General features: G+C 69.3%; 19 protein-coding genes. 8 read left to right on the top strand and 11 right to left on the bottom strand.

Annotated elements, in window-relative coordinates; genetic code table 11:
• Window positions 1-77: 77 nt before the first annotated feature.
• On the bottom strand, window positions 78-1,853 hold the full coding sequence (gene gcl, locus C9F13_RS07750) for a glyoxylate carboligase (protein ID WP_108445665.1): 1,776 nt from the start codon (window positions 1,851-1,853) through the stop codon (window positions 78-80).
• 314 nt (window positions 1,854-2,167) lie between these two features.
• Window positions 2,168-3,061, bottom strand: a complete 894-nt coding sequence (gene cynR / locus C9F13_RS07745) for a transcriptional regulator CynR (RefSeq protein ID WP_108445664.1) — start codon at window positions 3,059-3,061, stop codon at window positions 2,168-2,170.
• Between the two features lie 112 nt (window positions 3,062-3,173).
• On the opposite strand from cynR, the gene C9F13_RS07740 reads away from it, so the two are divergent.
• Together C9F13_RS07740 and cynS are read left to right on the top strand one after the other, a co-directional pair.
• On the top strand, window positions 3,174-3,833 hold the full coding sequence (locus tag C9F13_RS07740) for a carbonic anhydrase (protein WP_108445663.1): 660 nt from the start codon (window positions 3,174-3,176) through the stop codon (window positions 3,831-3,833).
• Between the two features lie 19 nt (window positions 3,834-3,852).
• On the top strand, window positions 3,853-4,323 hold the full coding sequence (gene cynS, locus C9F13_RS07735; protein ID WP_108445662.1) for a cyanase: 471 nt from the start codon (window positions 3,853-3,855) through the stop codon (window positions 4,321-4,323).
• 137 nt (window positions 4,324-4,460) lie between these two features.
• On the opposite strand, the gene C9F13_RS07730 is transcribed toward cynS, so the two are convergent.
• The 6 genes from C9F13_RS07730 to C9F13_RS07705 all read right to left on the bottom strand — a co-directional run bounded on the left by C9F13_RS07730 (window position 4,461) and on the right by C9F13_RS07705 (window position 10,744).
• On the bottom strand, window positions 4,461-5,234 hold the full coding sequence (locus C9F13_RS07730) for a fumarylacetoacetate hydrolase family protein (RefSeq protein WP_108445661.1): 774 nt from the start codon (window positions 5,232-5,234) through the stop codon (window positions 4,461-4,463).
• A 2-nt stretch (window positions 5,235-5,236) separates the two neighbouring features.
• Window positions 5,237-6,667 (bottom strand): dihydropyrimidinase, encoded by a 1,431-nt coding sequence (gene hydA / locus C9F13_RS07725; RefSeq protein WP_108445660.1) that lies wholly within the window; start codon window positions 6,665-6,667, stop codon window positions 5,237-5,239.
• Between the two features lie 233 nt (window positions 6,668-6,900).
• Window positions 6,901-8,202: a TRAP transporter large permease gene (locus C9F13_RS07720; RefSeq protein ID WP_108445659.1), complete on the bottom strand. Its 1,302-nt coding sequence runs from the start codon at window positions 8,200-8,202 to the stop codon at window positions 6,901-6,903.
• Window positions 8,199-8,834, bottom strand: a complete 636-nt coding sequence (locus C9F13_RS07715; protein ID WP_108445658.1) for a TRAP transporter small permease subunit — start codon at window positions 8,832-8,834, stop codon at window positions 8,199-8,201. Before C9F13_RS07715 ends, C9F13_RS07720 begins: the two co-directional genes overlap by 4 nt.
• A 52-nt stretch (window positions 8,835-8,886) precedes the next feature.
• The gene (locus tag C9F13_RS07710; RefSeq protein WP_170121135.1) at window positions 8,887-9,930 is read right to left on the bottom strand and encodes a TRAP transporter substrate-binding protein; all 1,044 of its coding nucleotides are present in this window, start codon (window positions 9,928-9,930) and stop codon (window positions 8,887-8,889) included.
• Window positions 9,931-10,006: 76 nt separating this feature from the next.
• On the bottom strand, window positions 10,007-10,744 hold the full coding sequence (locus tag C9F13_RS07705) for a maleate cis-trans isomerase family protein (RefSeq protein WP_108445657.1): 738 nt from the start codon (window positions 10,742-10,744) through the stop codon (window positions 10,007-10,009).
• Window positions 10,745-10,924: 180 nt separating this feature from the next.
• Between C9F13_RS07705 and C9F13_RS07700 the strand changes: the two genes are divergently transcribed.
• The 6 genes from C9F13_RS07700 to C9F13_RS07675 all read left to right on the top strand — a co-directional run bounded on the left by C9F13_RS07700 (window position 10,925) and on the right by C9F13_RS07675 (window position 16,516).
• Complete coding sequence (locus C9F13_RS07700; protein ID WP_108445656.1) at window positions 10,925-11,623, top strand: GntR family transcriptional regulator; 699 nt, start codon at window positions 10,925-10,927, stop codon at window positions 11,621-11,623.
• A gap of 342 nt (window positions 11,624-11,965) precedes the next feature.
• A complete protein-coding gene (locus C9F13_RS07695) occupies window positions 11,966-12,964 on the top strand; it encodes a TRAP transporter substrate-binding protein (RefSeq protein WP_108445655.1) in 999 nt (332 codons plus the stop codon).
• The gene (locus C9F13_RS07690; RefSeq protein WP_108445654.1) at window positions 12,961-13,518 is read left to right on the top strand and encodes a TRAP transporter small permease; all 558 of its coding nucleotides are present in this window, start codon (window positions 12,961-12,963) and stop codon (window positions 13,516-13,518) included. Before C9F13_RS07695 ends, C9F13_RS07690 begins: the two co-directional genes overlap by 4 nt.
• Window positions 13,515-14,795, top strand: a complete 1,281-nt coding sequence (locus C9F13_RS07685; protein ID WP_108445653.1) for a TRAP transporter large permease — start codon at window positions 13,515-13,517, stop codon at window positions 14,793-14,795. The genes C9F13_RS07690 and C9F13_RS07685 overlap by 4 nt, the downstream gene beginning before the upstream one ends.
• 116 nt (window positions 14,796-14,911) lie before the next feature.
• Window positions 14,912-15,676, top strand: coding sequence for an aspartate/glutamate racemase family protein (locus tag C9F13_RS07680; RefSeq protein WP_108445652.1), 765 nt, complete (start codon window positions 14,912-14,914; stop codon window positions 15,674-15,676).
• Between the two features lie 132 nt (window positions 15,677-15,808).
• Window positions 15,809-16,516 (top strand): GntR family transcriptional regulator, encoded by a 708-nt coding sequence (locus tag C9F13_RS07675; RefSeq protein WP_108445651.1) that lies wholly within the window; start codon window positions 15,809-15,811, stop codon window positions 16,514-16,516.
• A 53-nt stretch (window positions 16,517-16,569) separates the two neighbouring features.
• On the opposite strand, the gene C9F13_RS07670 is transcribed toward C9F13_RS07675, so the two are convergent.
• The 3 genes from C9F13_RS07670 to C9F13_RS07660 form a co-directional block, all read right to left on the bottom strand.
• Entirely contained in the window at window positions 16,570-17,112 is a 543-nt protein-coding gene (locus C9F13_RS07670; RefSeq protein WP_108445650.1) for a GlcG/HbpS family heme-binding protein, read from the bottom strand.
• 225 nt (window positions 17,113-17,337) lie between these two features.
• Complete coding sequence (locus C9F13_RS07665; protein WP_108445649.1) at window positions 17,338-18,177, bottom strand: bifunctional allantoicase/(S)-ureidoglycine aminohydrolase; 840 nt, start codon at window positions 18,175-18,177, stop codon at window positions 17,338-17,340.
• Window positions 18,174-18,710, bottom strand: coding sequence for an ureidoglycolate lyase (locus tag C9F13_RS07660; protein WP_108445648.1), 537 nt, complete (start codon window positions 18,708-18,710; stop codon window positions 18,174-18,176). The genes C9F13_RS07665 and C9F13_RS07660 overlap by 4 nt, the downstream gene beginning before the upstream one ends.
• Window positions 18,711-18,715 lie beyond the last annotated feature (5 nt).

The raw sequence follows: 18,715 nt of genomic DNA, 5'->3' as shown, positions 1-18,715 counted from the left end.
TGTCTCTTTTCGTGTGTGTCGGCAGTCTTGCCGGAGCGCCCGCCGCCGGTCCCCACCGACGGCGAGCCTAACGCTCCTTAACGCAGGGCGGCGATGGAGCTCGGCGCGTCGGCGACGTTCTCGGCCAGCGCCTCGAACTCGTTGATGCCGCCCAGGTCGGTGCCCATGGAGATGTTGGTCACCTTCTCGAGGATGACCTCGACCACCACCGGCACGCGATGCTCCTTCATCAGCTCGCGGGCCTCGGCGAAGGCCGGCGCGATCTGGTCGGGCTCGGTGACGCGGATCGCCTTGCAGCCCAGCCCCTCGACCACGGAGACGTGATCCACGCCGTAGCCGTTGATCTCCGGGCAGTTGATGTTCTCGAAAGCGAGCTGCACCTGGTAGTCCATGTCGAAGCCGCGCTGGGCCTGGCGGATCAGCCCCAGGTAGGAGTTGTTCACCACCACGTGGATGTAGGGCAGGTTGAACTGCGCCCCGACCGCCAGCTCCTCGATCATGAACTGGAAATCATAGTCGCCGGAGAGCGCGACGATGTCGGTATCCGGATCGGCGCGACGCACGCCCAGCGCGGCCGGGATGGTCCAGCCCAGCGGGCCCGCCTGGCCGCAGTTGATCCAGTGGCGCGGCTTGTAGACGTGCAGGAACTGCGCGCCGGCGATCTGCGAGAGGCCGATGGTGCTGACGTAGCGGGTGTTCTTGCCGAATGCCTTGTTCATCTCCTCGTAGACGCGCTGCGGCTTGACCGGCACGTCGTCGAAGTGGGTCTTGCGCAGCAGGGTGCGCTTGCGCTCCTGGCACTCCTCGGCCCAGGCGCTGCGATCCTTGAGCTTGCCCTCGGCCTGCCACTCGCGGGCCACCTCGATGAACAGCTCGAGCGCCGCCTTGGCGTCGGAGACGATGCCGTAGTCGGGGCCGAAGATGCGCCCGATCTGGGTCGGCTCGATGTCGACGTGCACGAACTTGCGACCCTTGGTGTAGGTCTCGAGCGTGCCGGTGTGGCGGTTCGCCCAGCGGTTGCCGATGCCCATCACGAAGTCGGACTCGAGCATGGTCGCGTTGCCGTAGCGGTGCGAGGTCTGCAGGCCGACCATGCCCGCCATCAGGCGGTGATCGTCCGGAATGGTGCCCCAGCCCATCAGGGTCGGGATGACCGGCACGCCGGTCAGCTCGGCGAACTCGGTGAGCAGGTCGCCGGCATCGGCGTTGATGATGCCGCCCCCGGCCACCAGCAGCGGCTTGTCGGCCTCGTTGAGCATGCCCAGCGCCTTCTCCACCTGGGCGCGGCTGGCGGCCGGCTTGTAGGCGGGGAGCGGCTCGTAGGTGTCCGGATCGAACTCGATCTCGGTCATCTGCACGTCGATGGGCAGGTCGAGCAGCACCGGGCCCGGACGCGAGCTGCGCATGATCTGGAAGGCCTGCTGGAAGGCGCGCGGCACCTGGGCCGCCTCCAGCACGGTGATGGCCCACTTGGTGACCGGGCCGGCGATGGCCTGGATGTCGACCGCCTGGAAGTCCTCCTTGTGCAGCTTGTTGGACGGCGCCTGGCCGGTGATGCACAGGATCGGAATGGAGTCCGCGGAGGCAGAGTAGAGGCCGGTGATCATGTCGGTGCCGGCCGGGCCGGAGGTGCCGATGCACACGCCGATGTTGCCCGGCTGGGTGCGGGTGTAGCCCTCGGCCATGTGCGAGGCGCCTTCGACATGGCGCGCCAGGACGTGGTCGACGCCCCCGACCTTGCGCATCGCGGCGTAGAAGGGGTTGATGGCGGCGCCGGGCAAGCCGAAGGCGACATCGACGCCCTCCTTGCGCAGCACGTGAACGGCAGCTTCCGCGGCGGTCATGCGAGCCATGACGATTCCTCCAGTGGCGGGTTTTATTCTTTGGAAAATATTTCTGTATACAGAGACTAGGCGCCGCTCCCGGGGTCCGTCAAGAATTTCTGGAAAACATTTCCAGCTTATTTTTGTGCCAAAAAAAACTCCCTGATATCAGAAAGATATATGAATGGAAAAAATTCCCAAAACTTCGCCTGCTTATCGATGACACGACCGAGCCGCGGCCTGTCATGGGCGACATGGCATCGAACAAGTGTATGCAATCCTGGCAGACAGTGTGCGACAGGAGAGGACGCGGGCGGCGTGACGGCCGCCCGCGCTCGCCCCGGTCAGGGCCGCAACGCCTCGGCCCGGGCGTGCTCCAGGGCCAGGGCGACGAAGGCGCGGGCCGCGGCGGTTCGGTAGGCGCCCCGGCGCTGCAGCAGCACCGCCGTGCGGCACAGCGAGGCGGGCTCCAGGATCAGCGAGCGCAGGTCGTCGTGCTGGCGGACGATCGGCTCGGGCAACAGGGTGGCCAGCCGCGTGCGGCGCACGATCTCGACCACCGCGCTGATCGAGTTGGCCTCCATCACCACCCGCGGGTAGACGCCGTGCTGGCGGCAGTAGCGATCGATGCGCTCGCGGGTGGCGAACTCGTCGTCGAGCAGGATCATCGGCTGGGCGTCGAGCCGCTCGAGCGCGAGGCGCCCCTGGCCCGCCAGCGGATGCTCCCGCCCCACTCCCAGGGTCAGCGTCTCGGGGAGCAGCTCGGTCGCCTCGAGCTCGGCGGAGTGCACCTCGTCGAAGGCGATCCCCACGTCGATGCGGTCCTCGTTGACCAGCTCCTCCATGCGCTCCTGGGACATCTCGCTGACGCTCAGGGTGAGCCGGGGATAGCGGGCGTGGAAGGCGGCGACCAGCGGCCCCACCAGGTAGGCGGTGAAGGTCGGTGTGATGGCGAGGCGCAGGCTGCCTTCGCTGAGATCGCCGACGTCGTGGATGGCGCGCTCCCCCGCCTTGAGGTCCTTAAGGGCGAGCCGGGCGAAGCGCGCGTAGACCTCGCCGGCATCGGTCAGGCGGATCGCCCGCCCGGAGCGGTCGAACAGCGGCGCCCCCAGGCGCTCCTCGAGCTGCTTGATCTGCTGGGAGAGCGCCGGCTGGGAGACGTGCAGGGCGGCGGCCGCCCGGGTGAAGCTGTGGTGCTCGGCGACGGCGAGGAAGTAGTGGATATGACGCAGCAGCATGGCGAGACCCATAATGAGTGCTTATGCGCATCATTATATATCGGTCTTTTACCTTATCAGTAGGCGGGCGTAGATTGCGCGGCATCGCATCGGCGCAGACGGAGCCCCCACCATGCAGGACATCATCGACGGTTTCTTGACCTTCCAGCGCGAGGCCTTCCCGAAGCGCGCCGCCCTCTTCCAGGACCTGGCCTCGCGGCAGTCGCCCCGGGCGCTGTTCATCTCCTGCTCCGACAGCCGCCTGGTGCCGGAGCTGGTCACCCAGCGCGAGCCCGGGGACCTGTTCGTGATCCGCAACGCCGGCAACATCGTGCCCTCCTACGGCCCGGAGCCCGGCGGCGTCTGTGCCACGGTGGAGTATGCCGTGACGGCCCTCGGCGTGGCCGACATCGTGATCTGCGGCCACTCCGACTGCGGCGCCATGACGGCGATCGCCAACTGCCAGTGCATGGCGCACATGCCCGCCGTCGACAAGTGGCTGCGCTACGCCGACTCCGCGCGCATCGTCCACCAGGCCCGCCACTACGACAGCGAGCGCGAGCGCGTCGATGCGCTGGTGCGCGAGAACGTGATCGCCCAGCTGGACAACCTCAGGACGCACCCCTCGGTGCGCTTCGCCCTCGACGCGGGCCGCCTGGCCCTGCACGGCTGGGTCTACGACATCGCCTCGGGCCGGATCGACGCCTTCGACGGCCGCACCCACACCTTCGTTTCCCTCGCGGACCACACCGGGGTCCGCGCCACCCCCGAACAGCTGCCCGCAGCTGTCTGAGCCACCCAAGGAGCCCCCCATGCTGCAATCCCAGACCCGCCAGGACGCCCGCCAGGCGCTCACCGACCGCGTGCTGATCGCCAAGGACAGGAAGGACCTGTCGTTCGCCGAGATCACCGAGGGCACCGGCCTGAGCGTGGCCTTCGTCACCGCCGCCCTGCTCGGCCAGCACCCGCTGCCCGCCGAGGCCGCCGAGGCGGTGGGCAAGACCCTCGAGCTCGACGCCGACGACGTGGCGCTGCTGCAGACCATTCCGCTGCGCGGTAGCCTCGAGGAAGCGATCCCCAGCGATCCGACCGTCTACCGCTTCTACGAGATGATTCAGGTCTACGGCACCACGCTCAAGGCCCTGGTGCACGAGGAGTTCGGCGACGGCATCATCAGCGCCATCAACTTCAAGCTCGACGTGAAGAAGGTGGCGGACCCGGAGGGCGGTGACCGCGCGGTGATCACCCTCGACGGCAAGTTCCTGCCCTATCAGCCGTTCTGAGCGGCCGGCCCCTTCCCGGCGCATGGCCGGGAAGGGGCCGGGAGCCATGTCGAGCACGCCACGCACCGCGGCGCCGAAAGGCGCCGCGGTGTTGGTCGTCGAGCAAGGGCAGAGGATCGGGTCGGGTCGCGGGCCGGCTAGCCCAGGTCCAGGATCGCCTCGCCGATGCCGGCGAAGGCGAGCCGGGCCCGCTGGCCGGCGCGCATCTCCACCACGCCGTTGAAGGTGCCGGTGGTGATCACCTCGCCGGCCGCGATGCCCTGCCCCGTGGCCGCCATGTGATCGTTGATCATCTCCACCAGCAGCCGCGCCGGGTCGCCCCCCGGGTGGCCGCCCCGGCCGTCGAGCACCGTCTCGCCGTCGAGCTCGAGGCGGTAGGCGGCGTCGCGCATCTGGCGAAGGTCCCCCGCCGGCGCCGCCTCGCCCAGCACGAAGGCGCCGTGGCTGAGCCCGTCGGCCAGCTGCCAGAGCGCCGGCACCGCCGGCCACTCGACGAAGCGGCTGTCGACGAGCTCGATGGCCGCATGCAGGCTCTCGACCCGCGCGGCGATCTCGTCGAGCCGATAGGGCGTCTCGCGGAAGGGCACGGCCTCGCCCATCACCACCGCGAGCTCCGGCTCGAGGAAGACGCGATGGAAGGCGTCGCGGGCGAAGCGCCCCGGCGAGGCCTGGCTCCACTCAGCGAACAGCCGCGAGTAGCGCGGCGTCTCGCCCGCCACGATGCCGCCGAGCTTCCAGCCGCGGGGCGTGCCCAGGGCGGCGGCGACCCGCGCCTGCACGGCCTGGGCTTCGCGCTCGTCGGCAAGCGCCAGGTCCGTCGGCACCGGGATCGCCGCCGCGGGGGGATAGGCCGCCAGCAGGCGCTGGGCGGCGCGGTCGAGCCGCTCGTCGATCCGCTCTTGCTCGACCATGCTCAGAACCCCTTCGCCTGGCCACGCGGCCGGGCCGGCGTGGGCTTGTCGCAGGTCAGGAAGCGGCCGTGGCCAGCCGGCGCGGTAAAGGCGCCGTCCCGGGAGACCGCCCGTCCGCGGCACAGCGTCAGCACCGGCTTGCCGGTGAGCTCCACGCCCTCGTAGGGGGTGTAGTCGACGGCGTGGTGCAGGTCGGCGTTGCGGATGGTGGAGCGCGCGGCGGGATCCCACAGCGTCAGGTCGGCGTCGCTGCCGATGGCGATGGTGCCCTTCTGCGGATAGAGGCCGTAGATCTTGGCCGGGTTGGTAGCGGTCAGGGCCACGAAGCGCGTCGGGTCGATGCGCTCCTTGATCACCCCCTCGGAGAACAGGATCGAAAGCCGCGTCTCGAGCCCCGGGATGCCGTTGGGGATGTGCTCGAAGCTCGCCGACTCGCCGTGCAGCTTCTTGCCCTGGGGGTCGTCGAAGCGGAAAGGCGCGTGGTCCGAGGAGAAGACCTGGAAGACGCCGCTCTCCAGCGCCTGCCACACCGCCTCCTGGGCCGCCGCGTCGCGGGGCGGCGGGCTGCACACGCACTTGGCGCCCTCGAAGCCCTCCTGGTCGAGGTCGGCGGCGGTCAGCATCAGGTACTGGGGGCAGGTCTCACCGTAGACGCGCAGCCCGCGCCCCTGGGCCCAGCGGATCTGCTCGATCGCCTCGGGGCCGGAGACGTGCACGATCAACAGCGGCACGTCGATCAGCTCGGCCAGCGAGATGGCCCGATGGGTGGCCTCGCGCTCGGCGATCGCCGAGTGCGCCACGCCGTGGTAGTAGGGTGAGGTCTGGCCCTGGGCCTCGAGCAGCTCGGTCAGGTAGGCGATGCAGTCGGCGTTCTCGGCGTGGACCATCACCATGCCGCCCTCGCGCCGGGCCATGGCCAGCACGTTGAGCACCTCGCGGTCGTTGAGCTTCAGGTCGTCGTAGGTCAGGTAGATCTTGAAGGAGCTGTAGCCCTCGTTGATCAGCGCCGGCAGCTCCTCCTTGAGCACCGTCTCGGTGGGGTCGGTGACGATCATGTGGAAGGCGTAGTCGATGAAGGCCTTGCCGTCGCTGCGCCGGTGATAGTCCTCCACGGCGGCGCGCAGGCTCTGGCCCTTCTGCTGGGCGGCGAAGGGGATCACCGTGGTGGTGCCGCCACAGGCCGCCGAGCGGGTACCGGTGTAGAAGTCGTCGGCCATCACCGCGCCGTCGCCGAGCGGCTGGTCGAGGTGGCAGTGGGCGTCGATGCCGCCGGGCATCACCCAGAGCCCCTGGGCGTCGATGACCTCGTCGGCTTCGCCGAGCGCCTGGCCCAGGGCGACGATGCGCCCGTCCTTGATGCCGATGTCGGCCGTGTAGCGGTCGGCCGCGGTGATCAGCTGGCCGTTCTTGATGATGGTGTCGAAGCGTGACATGTCGCGTGCCTCGTCGAGAGAGTCGGATGGGGCCGGCGCAGGCACCGGCCGAAGCGAAAAAAGAATCGTTCGATAGCCCTGGAGTGTGATGGGCTTACTCGGCGACAAGCCTTTGCGAAGGCGCTGTGAACCCTTCCCTGGGCGCTACTTTTGCCCTCCCTGGCAAAAGACCCTCGCGTCGGCTTGCCCCCGACGCCCATCCCCCGGGCATTTAGAAAGCGATTGGCTGCCGGCTACCCCATGGCCTCGGGCAGCCACAGCACCAGGCCCGGCCAGAGGATGATCAGCGCCACGAAGGCCAACATGATGGCGAGGAACGGCAGGCTGCCGAGCATCACGTCGGAGATCGAGCCGCGACCGCGCACGCCCTGCACCACGTAGAGGTTCATGCCGATCGGCGGGGTGATCAGCGAGATCTCCATCATGATCACCAGGAAGATGCCGAACCACACCGGGTCGAAGCCGAACTGCACCACCATCGGCACCACGATGGGCACGGTGGCGATCATCATCGACAGCGTCTCGAGGAAGCAGCCCAGCACCAGGTAGAAGATCACCAGCGCCAGGATCAGCCCCAGCGGCGAGAGCCCCAGGTCGGCGACCCACTGGGTCAGGGTGTGGGGGATGCCGAGGATGCCGACGATGTAGTTGAGGAAGAAGGCCGCCACGATGATCAGCATGATCATCGCCGTGGTCCGCGCCATCGACAGGAAGCACTCGTGGAGCATGGTGAGCGTCAGCTTGCGATTGATCGCGGCCAGCAGCAGCGCCGCCACCACGCCCAGCGCCGCGGCCTCGGTGGGCGTGGCCCAGCCGCTGTAGATGCTGCCGATGACGATGGCGAAGACGAAGGCCGGCGGCAGCAGGTCGACCAGCGAGGCGAGCCGCGCGCGCAGCGCCACCCTAGGCTCGCGCTCGCCGGCGACCTCGGGGCGCAGCAGGCTGAAGGCCATGATCGCCAGCATGAAGGCCCCGGCCAGCGCCAGCCCCGGCAGGATGCCGGCGATGAACAGCTTGCCGATGGAGGTGTTGGTGATCGCGCCGTAGATGATCATGTTGATGCTGGGCGGGATCAGGATGCCCAGCGTCGCCCCGGCGGCCAGGGTGCCCAGCGCCAGACGCTCGCTGTAGCCGCGCTCGGCGAAGGCCGGCAGCGCCACGGTGCCGATGGTGGCGGCGGTGGCGACCGACGAGCCGGACATGGCGGCGAACACCGAGGAGGCGCCGATGTTGGTGTGCAGCAGCCCGCCGGGCATGCGGTTGAGCCACACCGAGAGCGCGCTGTACATCCGCTCGGTGATCCCGCTGCGCAGCAGCAGCTCGCCGAGCAGGATGAACAGCGGGATGGCGGTGAGGATGAAGTCGTTGAGCGTGCCCCACAGGGTGTCGCCGAAGGAGTAGAGCAGCGGTGTGCCCAGGTACATCAGGGTGCCCAGGGCGGCGACCGAGAAGATCGCCACCGCCACGTGGATGCCGGCCGCCATCATGCCGAGCATGATGCCGAAACCGATCAGGACCTCGAGTGCGCCGATCATGTCGCGTCACCTCCCTGGGTGGCGGTGGTGGCGGCGGGAGCGGTCGGGGAGACGCTGCCGCCGTAGTCCTGCTGGGCCTCGTCCAGCTCGTCCTGGGCACTGCGCGGGCCGTAGTCCCGGTTGAGCGAGCGCACGCGGCCGGTGACCAGCTGGGCCAGGGCGTGCAGCGCCAGCTGGCTGGTGAGCAGGGCGAAGACGCCGAGGCCGATCACCCACAGGGTCTGGGGGATCCACAGCGGAGTCTGCAGCGGGGTGCTGGCGAGGCTGCCAAACTCCAGGGTCTCGTGGAGCGTCTCGACCGCCCGCCACAGCATGAACAGCGAGAAGGCGGCGAGCATCAGCATCGCCGCGGCGTTGAGCGGCGCCTGCAGCAGCGCCGGCAGCCGCGCCATCAGCACGTCGACCCGGGTATGGGCGCGGTGCAGCAGGGCGTAGGCGAAGCTGAACGAGACGCCGATCGCCAGCACGTAGCCGCCGATCTCGTCGACGCCCTGCAGGGAGAAGTTGAACAGCTTGCGCGCGATCACCTCGAAGGTGATCAGCAGCGACAGGCCCAGCGCGGCGTAGCCGGCGGCCACGGCGGCGCCGTGGGCCAGGCTGCGGGCGAGCCAGTAGGGATTCCGGGGTAGCATCGGGCACCTCCAGGGGCGCCCCGGCCGGAGCCGGGGCGCGGATTGACGACGCTTACTGGATGCTCAGGCCAGAGGCCTCGCCCACGGTGCGATTCCAGACCGCGGCGCAGTCGTCGTACTGCTGGCTGCAGGTCTCGGCCCATACCGGCAGCACCGCCTCGCTGGTGATCTGCTCGACGAGCTCGCGGGAGCTCGGGTCGATCTCCACCAGGTCCATGTCGTAGGCCTCGTGACTGGAGCAGCTCGCCTGACCGGTGTTGCAGGCGATGGCGTCGTCATTGACGTCGGAGGCGAGCCCCCACATCTGCTCTTCCAGGCGGGCGAAGGCCTCGGTCAGCGCCTGCTGCTGCTCGGCGTCGAAGCCGTTCCAGGTATCGAGGTTCATGAAGTGGCCCTGCACCGAGTAGGCCAGCGGCAGCGGCACGAAGGTGTCGGTGACCTCCGGCCACTTGCCGTTGTTGCCGGCGGAGGGGGCGGTCACGCCGCAGTCGGCCACACCGCGCTGCAGCGCCAGGTAGACCTCGCTGAACTGCAGGGTCACCGGAGTGGCGCCGAGGCCTTCGACCAGGCGCGACATGGAGGGGGTGAAGACGCGCACCTTCTTGCCGGCCAGGTCCTGGACGCCGTCGATGTCGCCGTTGCAGAACATCATCTGCGGGCCGAAGGGCCAGAGCGTCATCAGCTTGGCATTGAAGCGCTCCTGGAGGCGCGCATCGAACGCCTCGCGCACCGCGTCTACCGCCTCGCGCTGGGCATCGAGGCTCGGCGACACGCCGGCCAGGTCGATGCCCTCGAAGAAGGGCTCGTCCCGGGAGGCCATGCCGATCTGCACCGACATCACGTCGAAGGCGCCGGAGCGGATCAGGCGCAGGGCGTCGGCCGCCTCGACGCCGATGGCGTCCATGGGGTTGTAGACGACCGCCAGGTCGTCCCGGGCGTTGAGCTCGTTGAAGAAGGGCCGCTCGACCTCCTCGACGTGCAGCTTGTTGCCGGAGAAGTTGCCGACGGTGCGCAGCATGGTCTCGGCCTGGGCCAGGCCGCCGAGCAGCAGGCCGGTGGCAAGCGTACCGCCCAGCGCGATCCGTTTGGGGGTCATGGTTGGCATCGGGTCACCTCGTGATTGGGATTGTTGATGGTGGTCTTGCCGTGGGAAGCGGGGAGCGCTGTCCGACTCACGCCGCCAGACGCGGGTCCTGGAACAGCCCTCCCCAGCCGGTGATGCGGGCGGGATCGATCCCGGCCAGGGCCAGGGTCTTCCACACCGTGACGCTGACCGAGTCGTAGATGGGAATGCCGAGCTCGCGCTCGAGCGCGGGGACGATGCCCGCGCCTCGCAGGTTGGTGCAGAGGATGGTGATGGCCTGGGGCTTCGCCTTGGCCACCTCGCGCACCATCGCGGCCAGGGTCGCCTCGTCGTACTCGGAGAAGGAGAAGTTGCCGCGGTCGTTGAGGTGGCGCTCGGCGACCACCTCGATCCCCTCGGCCCGGTAGTTGTCGATGATCGCCGCCTGGATGTCGTCGAGGTAAGGGGTCACGAGCCCGAGCCGGGTCACCCCGGTGCGCTCGAGGGCCTCGTTGAGGGCCAATACGCTGGTGGTGGCCGGCGCGCCGGTCACCTCGGTGATGGCGGCGCACAGCCGGCGGTCGGCCTCGAAGCCGAGCCAGCTCGACGAGGTGCCGTTCCAGGCGATGACGTCCATGCGGGCGTCGTTGAGCAGGCCGGCGGCCTCGAGCAGCGGGGCCGGGTCGAACTGGGCCAGCGCCGTCTCGCTCAGGGAGATCTCCTTGACCGTGAAGCGCTGGAAGTGGGCGGTGACCTCGGGCATCAGCTCGCCGAGCAGGGCCGCGGTGTAGGGCTCCAGCACGGTGTTGGACGAGGGGGTGAGCATCCCGATCAGGGTGCGGGGCATGGGCAGGGTCCTTGTTCTTGTGGGGCGTTGTGATCGGACGTGGGTATCGGGTTTTGGCGTGCTTTGAATTTTGAATTCAAAATACAGTATGCAAAGAGTCGCACAAGATCGAGATTTTGCAAGTACACTTTTCGGCAACCGGCGACGCGGCCCCGCGTCGCCTTCCAACAGGAGATCTCCATGGACGACAGCGCAGATGTGAAGGCCCCCGAGGCCCATGACGGCGCGGCGCCGCTGCGCCGCCTGGCGCTCTTCGAGGTGGTGGCGGAGCAGCTTCGCGAGATGGTGCTGGAGGGCGAGCTGCTCCCGGGCAGCCGGATCTCCGAGAAGCGCCTCTGCGAGTCCTTCGAGGTCTCGCGCACCCCGCTGCGCGAGGCGCTCAAGGTGCTGGCCAACGAGGGGCTCGTGGAGCTGCTGCCCAATCGCGGCGCCAAGGTAACCGAGGTGGACCCGCGGGAGGTGGCCGACCTGTTCGAGGTGATGGTGGAGCTGGAGGCGCTCTCCGGGCAGCTGCTGGCGCAGCGCGCCGGCGACGCCCAGATCGAGGAGCTGCGCGCGCTGCACCGCCAGATGCTGGAGCACTACCGGCGCCAGGAGCGGGTCGAGTATTTCCGCCTCAACCAGCGGATCCATCGCCGGCTGGCCGAGATCTCGGGCAACGGCGTGCTGCTCGAGCTGGAGACCGCGCTCAACCTCAAGATCACCCGCGCCCGCTACGCCGCCAACATGCAGCTCGGCCGCTGGGACGAGTCGGCCCGCGAGCACGAGGCCATCCTCGAGGCCCTGGAGCGCCGCGACGGCGAGGCGCTGGCCCGGGCCATGCGCGACCACATGCGCAAGACCGGCGACGCGGTGCTCGAGGGCCTGGCGGCGCGCTGAGCCCGGCCGGCGCTCGCCGGCCGCGCCAGGCCACCTCGGCCTTCGCCCTCTCGCCTCGCTTCGGTCTCGTGACCCTTCTCGCGCCCCGATTCCCCTCCCTGCCCTGCCCGCCTGCCCTTCCCATGGAGGGAGGGATGGGGCGGATGCGCCTCGGCGTCTGGACCGCAACAATAGCCATCACATCCGATTTTTTAAAAACTCAAACCACTGATTTTATTTTAAAAATAAAAAAAACGTATTCTGTATTTTGAATTTTTCAAGGCCCTGACCTATGGTTTCCCTGAGCCGCCGGCGTGCCCCGGCGCGCCCCGTTCTCCCTCCATTGCCGCGAAGGACCCTCGGATGACAACAACAACGCGCACCACCCGCTACGCTACCCCCCTGCTGCTGGCCCTGGGCCTCGGCGCGCCGCTGATGGCTGGCGCCGACACCCTGCGCTTCGGCGGCAACTTCACCGACGATCACTCCAGCAGCCGCGCCATGGAGATCTTCCAGGAGCGGCTCGCCGAGCGCACCGACGGCGACCTGACCGCCCAGCTGTTCCCCAACATGCAGCTCGGCGGCGCCGGCGAGAACGTGGACCAGGTCAGTTCTGGCGCCATCATGGGCACCTGGATCGGCATTTCCTACCTGTCGCGCACCGTGCCCGAACTCGAGGCGCTGAGCCTGCCCTTCGCCTTCGACAGCCGCGAGGATGCCTTCGCGCTGATCGACGGCGAGGTCGGCGAGCTGCTCGACGAGAAGCTCGCCGAGGCCGGCTTCACGGCGCTGGGCTACATGGAGCTCGGCTTCCGCCACGTCACCAACAGCGTTCGTCCCCTCGAGAGCGTGGCGGACTTCCAGGACCTCAAGATCCGCCTGCAGCCCAACCAGACCCACCTGGACACCTTCCGCGCCATCGGCGCCAACCCGGTCTCCATGGACATCAACGAGGTCTACGGGGCGCTGCAGCAGGGCGTGCTCGACGGCCAGGAGAACCCCTACAGCATCATCAGCACCAAGCGCCTCGACGAGGTGCAGGAGTATCTCTCCGATACCGGCCACTTCTACGACTACATCGTGGTGGTCGCCAATCGCGACACGTTCGAGGGGCTCGACGAGGCCGAGCAGCAGGCGGTGATGGCGGCCATGGACGAGGCGGTGGCCTGGCAGCGCGAGACCGCGGCCGAGGAGGACGCGGCGGCCCGCGAGACGCTGATCGAGCGCGGCATGCAGTTCACCCCGATCAGCGACGAGACCCGCAGCGCGCTGCGTGACGCCAGCCAAGGCGTGGTCGACGACCTGCGCGAGAAGATCGGCGCGGAGATCGTCGACCGGGTGCTCGAGGAGCTGGGGTCATGACACCCGCCTGGCACCGGCTGGAGGCGCACGCCTCCAGCCCGTTCACCCGCCACTTCCTGCACGGCCTGGCGCTGCTGGATCGCACCTCCTACTTCGCCATCCTGCTGGCCATGGCGCTGATGACCGCGCTGGTCTCGGCCCAGGTGTTCGCCCGCTACGTGCTCGGCACCTCCATCGACTCCGCCGATGAGCTGTCGCGCCTCTGCTTCGTGTGGGCGATCTTCCTGGCCATTCCCCACGGCATCAAGGTCGGCATCCACGTTGGCATCGACGCCGTGGTCAGCCTGCTGCCGAAGGGCGTGCAGGAGTCGCTGGCCCGCCTGATGGCGCTGGTCGGCGCCGTGCTGATGGCGATGCTGGCCTGGATCAGCGTCGGCGCGGTGGCCGACAAGTGGCAGGAGATGATGCCGACCCTGCCGATCACCGCCGCCGTCTTCTACATCGCCGTGCTGGTCTGCGCCGTCCACTGCTGCCTGCACCTGATCGCCCAGGCCTGCCGGCTGGAGCCGCTGCCCAGCGCCCCGCCGGAGCCTGGAGGAGGGAGCGCCTCATGACCCCCGCCATCGTCTTCACCTTCCTGGGCTTCGCCCTGCTGCGCATGCCGCTGGCCTTCGCCCTGGGCCTCGCCTCGCTGGTCGGCCTCTACGTCGGCGGCATGGACTTCTCGGTGATGCCCCAGCGCATGATGCACTCGGTCAACAGCTTCCCGCTGATGGCCATCCCGCTGTTCATGCTGGCCGGCGAGCTGATGGTCGCCGCCGGCATCCTGCAGCGCCTGGTCGACTTCGCCAACTCGCTGATCGGTCGCGTCCACGGCGGCCTGGCCCACGTCGCCATCGTCGCCGGCATGGTACTGGCCGCGGTGAGCGGCGCCGCGGTGGCCAGCGCCAGCGCCCTGGGCAGCTCCCTGGTGCCCTCCATGCGCCAGCAGTACGACACCGGCTACAGCAGCGCCGTGGTCGCCTCGGCCGCCAACCTGGGTGCCATCATCCCGCCCAGCAACGCCATGATCATCTACGCCCTGATGGCCGGCTCCTCGGTCTCGGTGGGCGGGCTCTTCATGGCCGGGGTGGTGCCGGGAATCATCCTCGCCCTGGGCTTCATGGGCCTGGCCAGCTTCCTCTCGATGCGCCGCGGCTACCCGCTGGTCGGCGGCGTGGTGGGGCTGCGCCACGTGCTGGTGCAGACCTGGCGCGCCCTGCCGATCCTGCTGATGCCCATCGTGGTGGTCGGCGGCATCGTCGCCGGCGCCTTCACCCCCACCGAGGGGGCGGCCATCGCCGTGGTCTATGCGCTGCTGATCGGCTTCTTCGTGACCCGCCAGCTGCGCCTCTCGGACCTGCCCAAGGCGATGTTCAACGCCGCGGTGACCGCGGCCATGGTGGGCGCGCTGATCGCCTTCGCCTCGACCATGACCTTCGCCTTCACCATCGACCTGATCCCGATGCAGCTCACCAACTGGATCCAGGGGCTCACCGACGACCCGCTGATGTTCCTGCTGCTGGTGATGGCGCTGCTGATCGGGGTGGGCATGTTCATCGAGTCCAACGCCGCCTACATCATGCTGGTCCCGCTGCTGGCCCCGATCGCCCTGGCCTACGGCGTCGACCCGCTGCTGTTCGGCTTCCTGTTCGTGATGAACCTGGTGGTCGGCATGATGACGCCGCCGGTGGGCGTGCTGCTGTTCGTGATGTGCGGCATCTCCAACCTCAGCCTCAACGAGCTGATGAAGAGCGCCTGGCCGTTCATTCTCTTCCAGTACGCCGTGCTGATCGCCTGCATCGCCTTCCCCGGCATCGTCACCTGGCTGCCTCGCACCCTGGGCTACTGACCACCACCCGATAAAAACGCACGCCGCCACCGCGCGCCGCCCGCCCTCGCCGGCGGGTGGCGAGGGGCCCTGCGCCCGGAGGCGCGGCATCGACACCCTGAACACGAGAGCACGCCATGAAACTGCTGGTCATCAATCCCAACATCTCGACCGACGTGACCCGCCTGATCGAGGCCGAGGCGCGGCGCAGCATCCGCCCCGACACCGAGCTGACCCTGGCCACCGCCCACTTCGGCGTGGCCTACATCGAGACCCGGGCCGAGTCCCAGATCGGCGGCTATGCGGCCATGCAGGTCGCCGCCGAGGCCCATGCCGACCATGACGCCGTGGTGGTCGCCGCCTTCGGCGACCCCGGCCTTGCCGCGCTGCGCGAGATCCTGCCGATCCCGGTGGTGGGCATGACCGAGGCCGCCCTGGTCACCGCCTGCCAGCAGGGCAGCCGCTTCTCGGTGATCGCCATCTCCCAGCGCATCCAGGCCTGGTACCGCGAGACCATCGCCGGCTACGGCTTCGCCGACCGCCTGGCCAGCATCCGCGCCCTGGACGAGCCGCTTTCGCACATCGGCCGCGTCCAGGAGGACCAGGGGGATCGCCTGGTGGCGCTGGCCGAGCGGGCGGTGGCCGACGACGGCGCCGACGTGCTGATACTCGCCGGCGCGCCGCTGGCCGGGCTCGCCCGCAGCGTGGCCCACCGCCTGCCGGTGCCGGCCCTGGACGGGGTGACCTGCGCCCTGCACCAGGCCCAGGCGATGGTCGACCTGGCCCCGGCCGCGCCCCGCGGCGGCAGCTTCGCCGCGCCGCCGAGCAAGGAGTGCCAAGGGCTCGGCGAGGCGCTGTCGCGGCTGGTCGGCCGCCAGCCGCTGGCCGCCCCCCGGGACTGAGCGGCCGCGGAGTCGGCCGCCGGGGCCTCCCCGGCGGCCTTCCCGCTCCGCCGCGACGCACCCTATACTGAGCCCACTCGCCCGACGGGCATCATCCCGCTCACCGCCGCTGCCCCCTAGGAGGCCCTGCCCATGACCCTGGACAGCGATGCCGATCCCGCATCCGACATCGCCGACTCGCCGCCCGCCCGGCGCCGCATCCAGACCACCTCGCTGGCCCAGGAGGCCTACGCGGTGCTGCAGCGGATGATCGTGCGCGGCGAGCTGGCCCCCGGCGAGCGCATCGCCGAGCCGGCGCTGTGCGAGCAGCTGGGCATCTCCCGCACCCCGCTGCGCGAGGCGCTGCGCATGCTGGCCGGCGACGGCCTGATCGCCACCCGGCGCAACCGCAACGCCGTGGTCACGCGGATCGATCCCCAGGAGCTCGAGCACCTGTTCGAGGTCGAGGCCGGCATCGAGAGCCTGGCCGTGGGGCTGGCCGCCCGGCGCATGACCAACACCGAGCTCAAGCAGCTCGAGGCCCTGCAGGAGCGCCTGGAGAAGCTCCACGCCAAGGGCGACCGGGACGGCTACTTCGCCCTCAACCAGCGCATCCATGCGCTGCTGGTGGCCGGCGCCAAGAACCCGGTGCTGGAGGAGACCCACCGGCGGCTGCTCGGTCGCCTGGAGCGCGCCCGCTACCTGGCGCTGGACCGCCTCGGCCGCTGGCAGGAGTCCACCGACGAGCACCGCGCCATCCTCGAGGCACTGAAGGCCCGGGACGGCGAGCGGGCGAGCCGTCTGCTGGCCGACCACGTGCAGCACACCGGCGAGTCGATCACCCAGATCAATCGCGGCTGAGGCCTGACCGCCGCCTCGGTCATCCGCCCGGGCCCTCCCTGCCCGGCCCCGTGTCAGGGGGTCGACGGTGACGGCGACTCGCCGCCGATGGCCTCGACCCCTGCCCGGGCGCAGGCGTCGTCGATCGCCGCCGACGGCGCTCCGCCGACGCCGATGCCGCCGATCAGTGCTCCCTCGATGCGAATCGGCAGCCCCCCGCCGAGGATCACCATGCGGTCGTCCATGTCGCGCAGACCGTCGAACTCGCGGTGCTCCTTGAGAAACTCGGCGAAGGCCAGGGTCTCGCGGCCCAGGCTGGCGGCGGCAAAGGCCTTGCCGGTGCTGCTGTTGACCGTGTGCGGCCCCGAGCCATCCGCCTTGATCAGTACCTTGGTGGCGCCGCCGCGCTCGACGACGGCCACGCTGACCCGCTCGCCCACGTCCAGGCAGTGCGTCATGGCGGCATTGGCAGCCCGCTGCGCCATCTCCAGAGGCAGGTAGGGCGTCGTCGGCAAGGAGGCCGCGAAAGCGGTCAGTGGAAGCAGTGCCACGGCCAGGGAAGCCAGGGAAGCCAGGGAAGCCAGGGAAGCCAGGCATGAGAGACGAGAGGACGTCATGGGACACTCACCTTTGCTTGTCGGTGGAGATCCGATCGAGACGGTCCGCGGCTGCAGGCCTGCGGTCGGCTCGATGCGGGCGTTCCTGCAGCATAGCGAGGCCGATCACGTCCAGCCCGCCGGTGCATCCATCGCCAAGCTCGATCGCCATCACCGAGTACAGACCTGAAACCACGACACCCGCCGATCGGCGGGTGTCGTCGCCTCGCGCGGGCGTGGCCCGCCTCAGCGGCGCTGGCTGTAGGGCAGTGCCATGTGGCGGTTGACGTCCTTGTAGAGCAGGTAGCGGAAGGGCCCCGGGCCGCCCGCGTAGCAGGCCTGCGGGCAGAAGGCGCGCAGCCACATGTAGTCGCCGGCCTCGACCTCGACCCACTGCTGGTTGAGGTGGTAGACCGCCTTGCCCTCGAGCACGTAGAGGCCGTGCTCCATGACGTGGGTCTCGTCGAAGGGAATCACGCCGCCGGGCTGGAAGGTGACGATGGTCACGTGCATGTCGTGGCGCAGGTCGTCCGGGTCGACGAAGCGGGTGGTCGCCCACACCTCGTTGCAGTCCGGCATCACCGTGGGCGCGATGTCGTTCTCGTTGACCACGAAGGCCTCGGGCACGTCGATGCCGTCGACATACTCGTAGGCCTTGCGGATCCAGTGGAAGCGCACCGGGGCGTCGGCCTCGTTGCGCAGCTGCCAGTCGCAGCCGGGCGGCAGGAAGGCGTAGCCGCCGGGCACCATGCGGTGGCGCTCGCCGTCGATGGTCAGCGTCATCTCGCCCTCGACCACGAACAGCACGCCCTCGGCGCCAGCGTCGGTCTCCGGGCGCTCGCTGCCGCCGCCCGGGGAGACCTCCATGATGTACTGGGAGAAGGTCTCGGCGAAGCCGGAGAGCGGCCGCGACAGCACCCACAGCCGGGTGTTCTCCCAGTGGGGCAGCTTGCTGGTGACGATGTCCCGATAGACGCCCCTGGGGATCACCGCGAAGGCCTCGGTGAACATGGCGCGGTCGGTGGTCATCACCTTCTGGCTCGGGTGGCCGCCCTGGGGGGCGTAGTACTGACGCGGCTGACTCATGAGGTGGACTCCTGTTCGCTGTGGGTCGGCGCGACGGCCGCGCCTTGCGGCAGGGTCACGCGGATGTCGATGGGGTACTCGTCGCAGTTGTTGCCCTCGCCGCCGCGATCCACGACCAGGAACTCGCCCTCGCGCTCGAGCACCGACTGGATGGCGTGCCAGGTGCCGGCGCGGTAGTTGACGCCCTGGCGGCCGTCGGTGACGAAGGCGCGCACGTCACTCGGCGCGATCGCCTCGCCGGGCGGCGCCACCACCACGATGAAGCGCTCCTCGTGCATCGGCACGAAGGCCTGGCTGCCCTGGGGATGACGCTCGAGGAAGGGCAGCTCGAGGGGCAGCTCGACCGGCTGGCTGACGAAGATGCTGATCAGCGCGCGGGCCTGCTCACCGAGAGTCTCGACCCGGGCCAGGTCGTGGTAGCGCCGGGTGCGGCCGGCGTTGATGTGGAAGTAGTCGGAGGTGCGGGTATCGATCACCTCGCCGAAGGGCGCGAAGGCCTCCGGGGTGAGGGGCTGGGCCTCGAGTTCAAGCATGACGG

This window comes from Halomonas denitrificans, from assembly GCF_003056305.1.
In the GTDB taxonomy this organism is placed as follows: Bacteria; Pseudomonadota; Gammaproteobacteria; order Pseudomonadales; family Halomonadaceae; genus Halomonas; species Halomonas denitrificans.
This window is presented reverse-complemented; position numbering and strand designations above follow the sequence as displayed.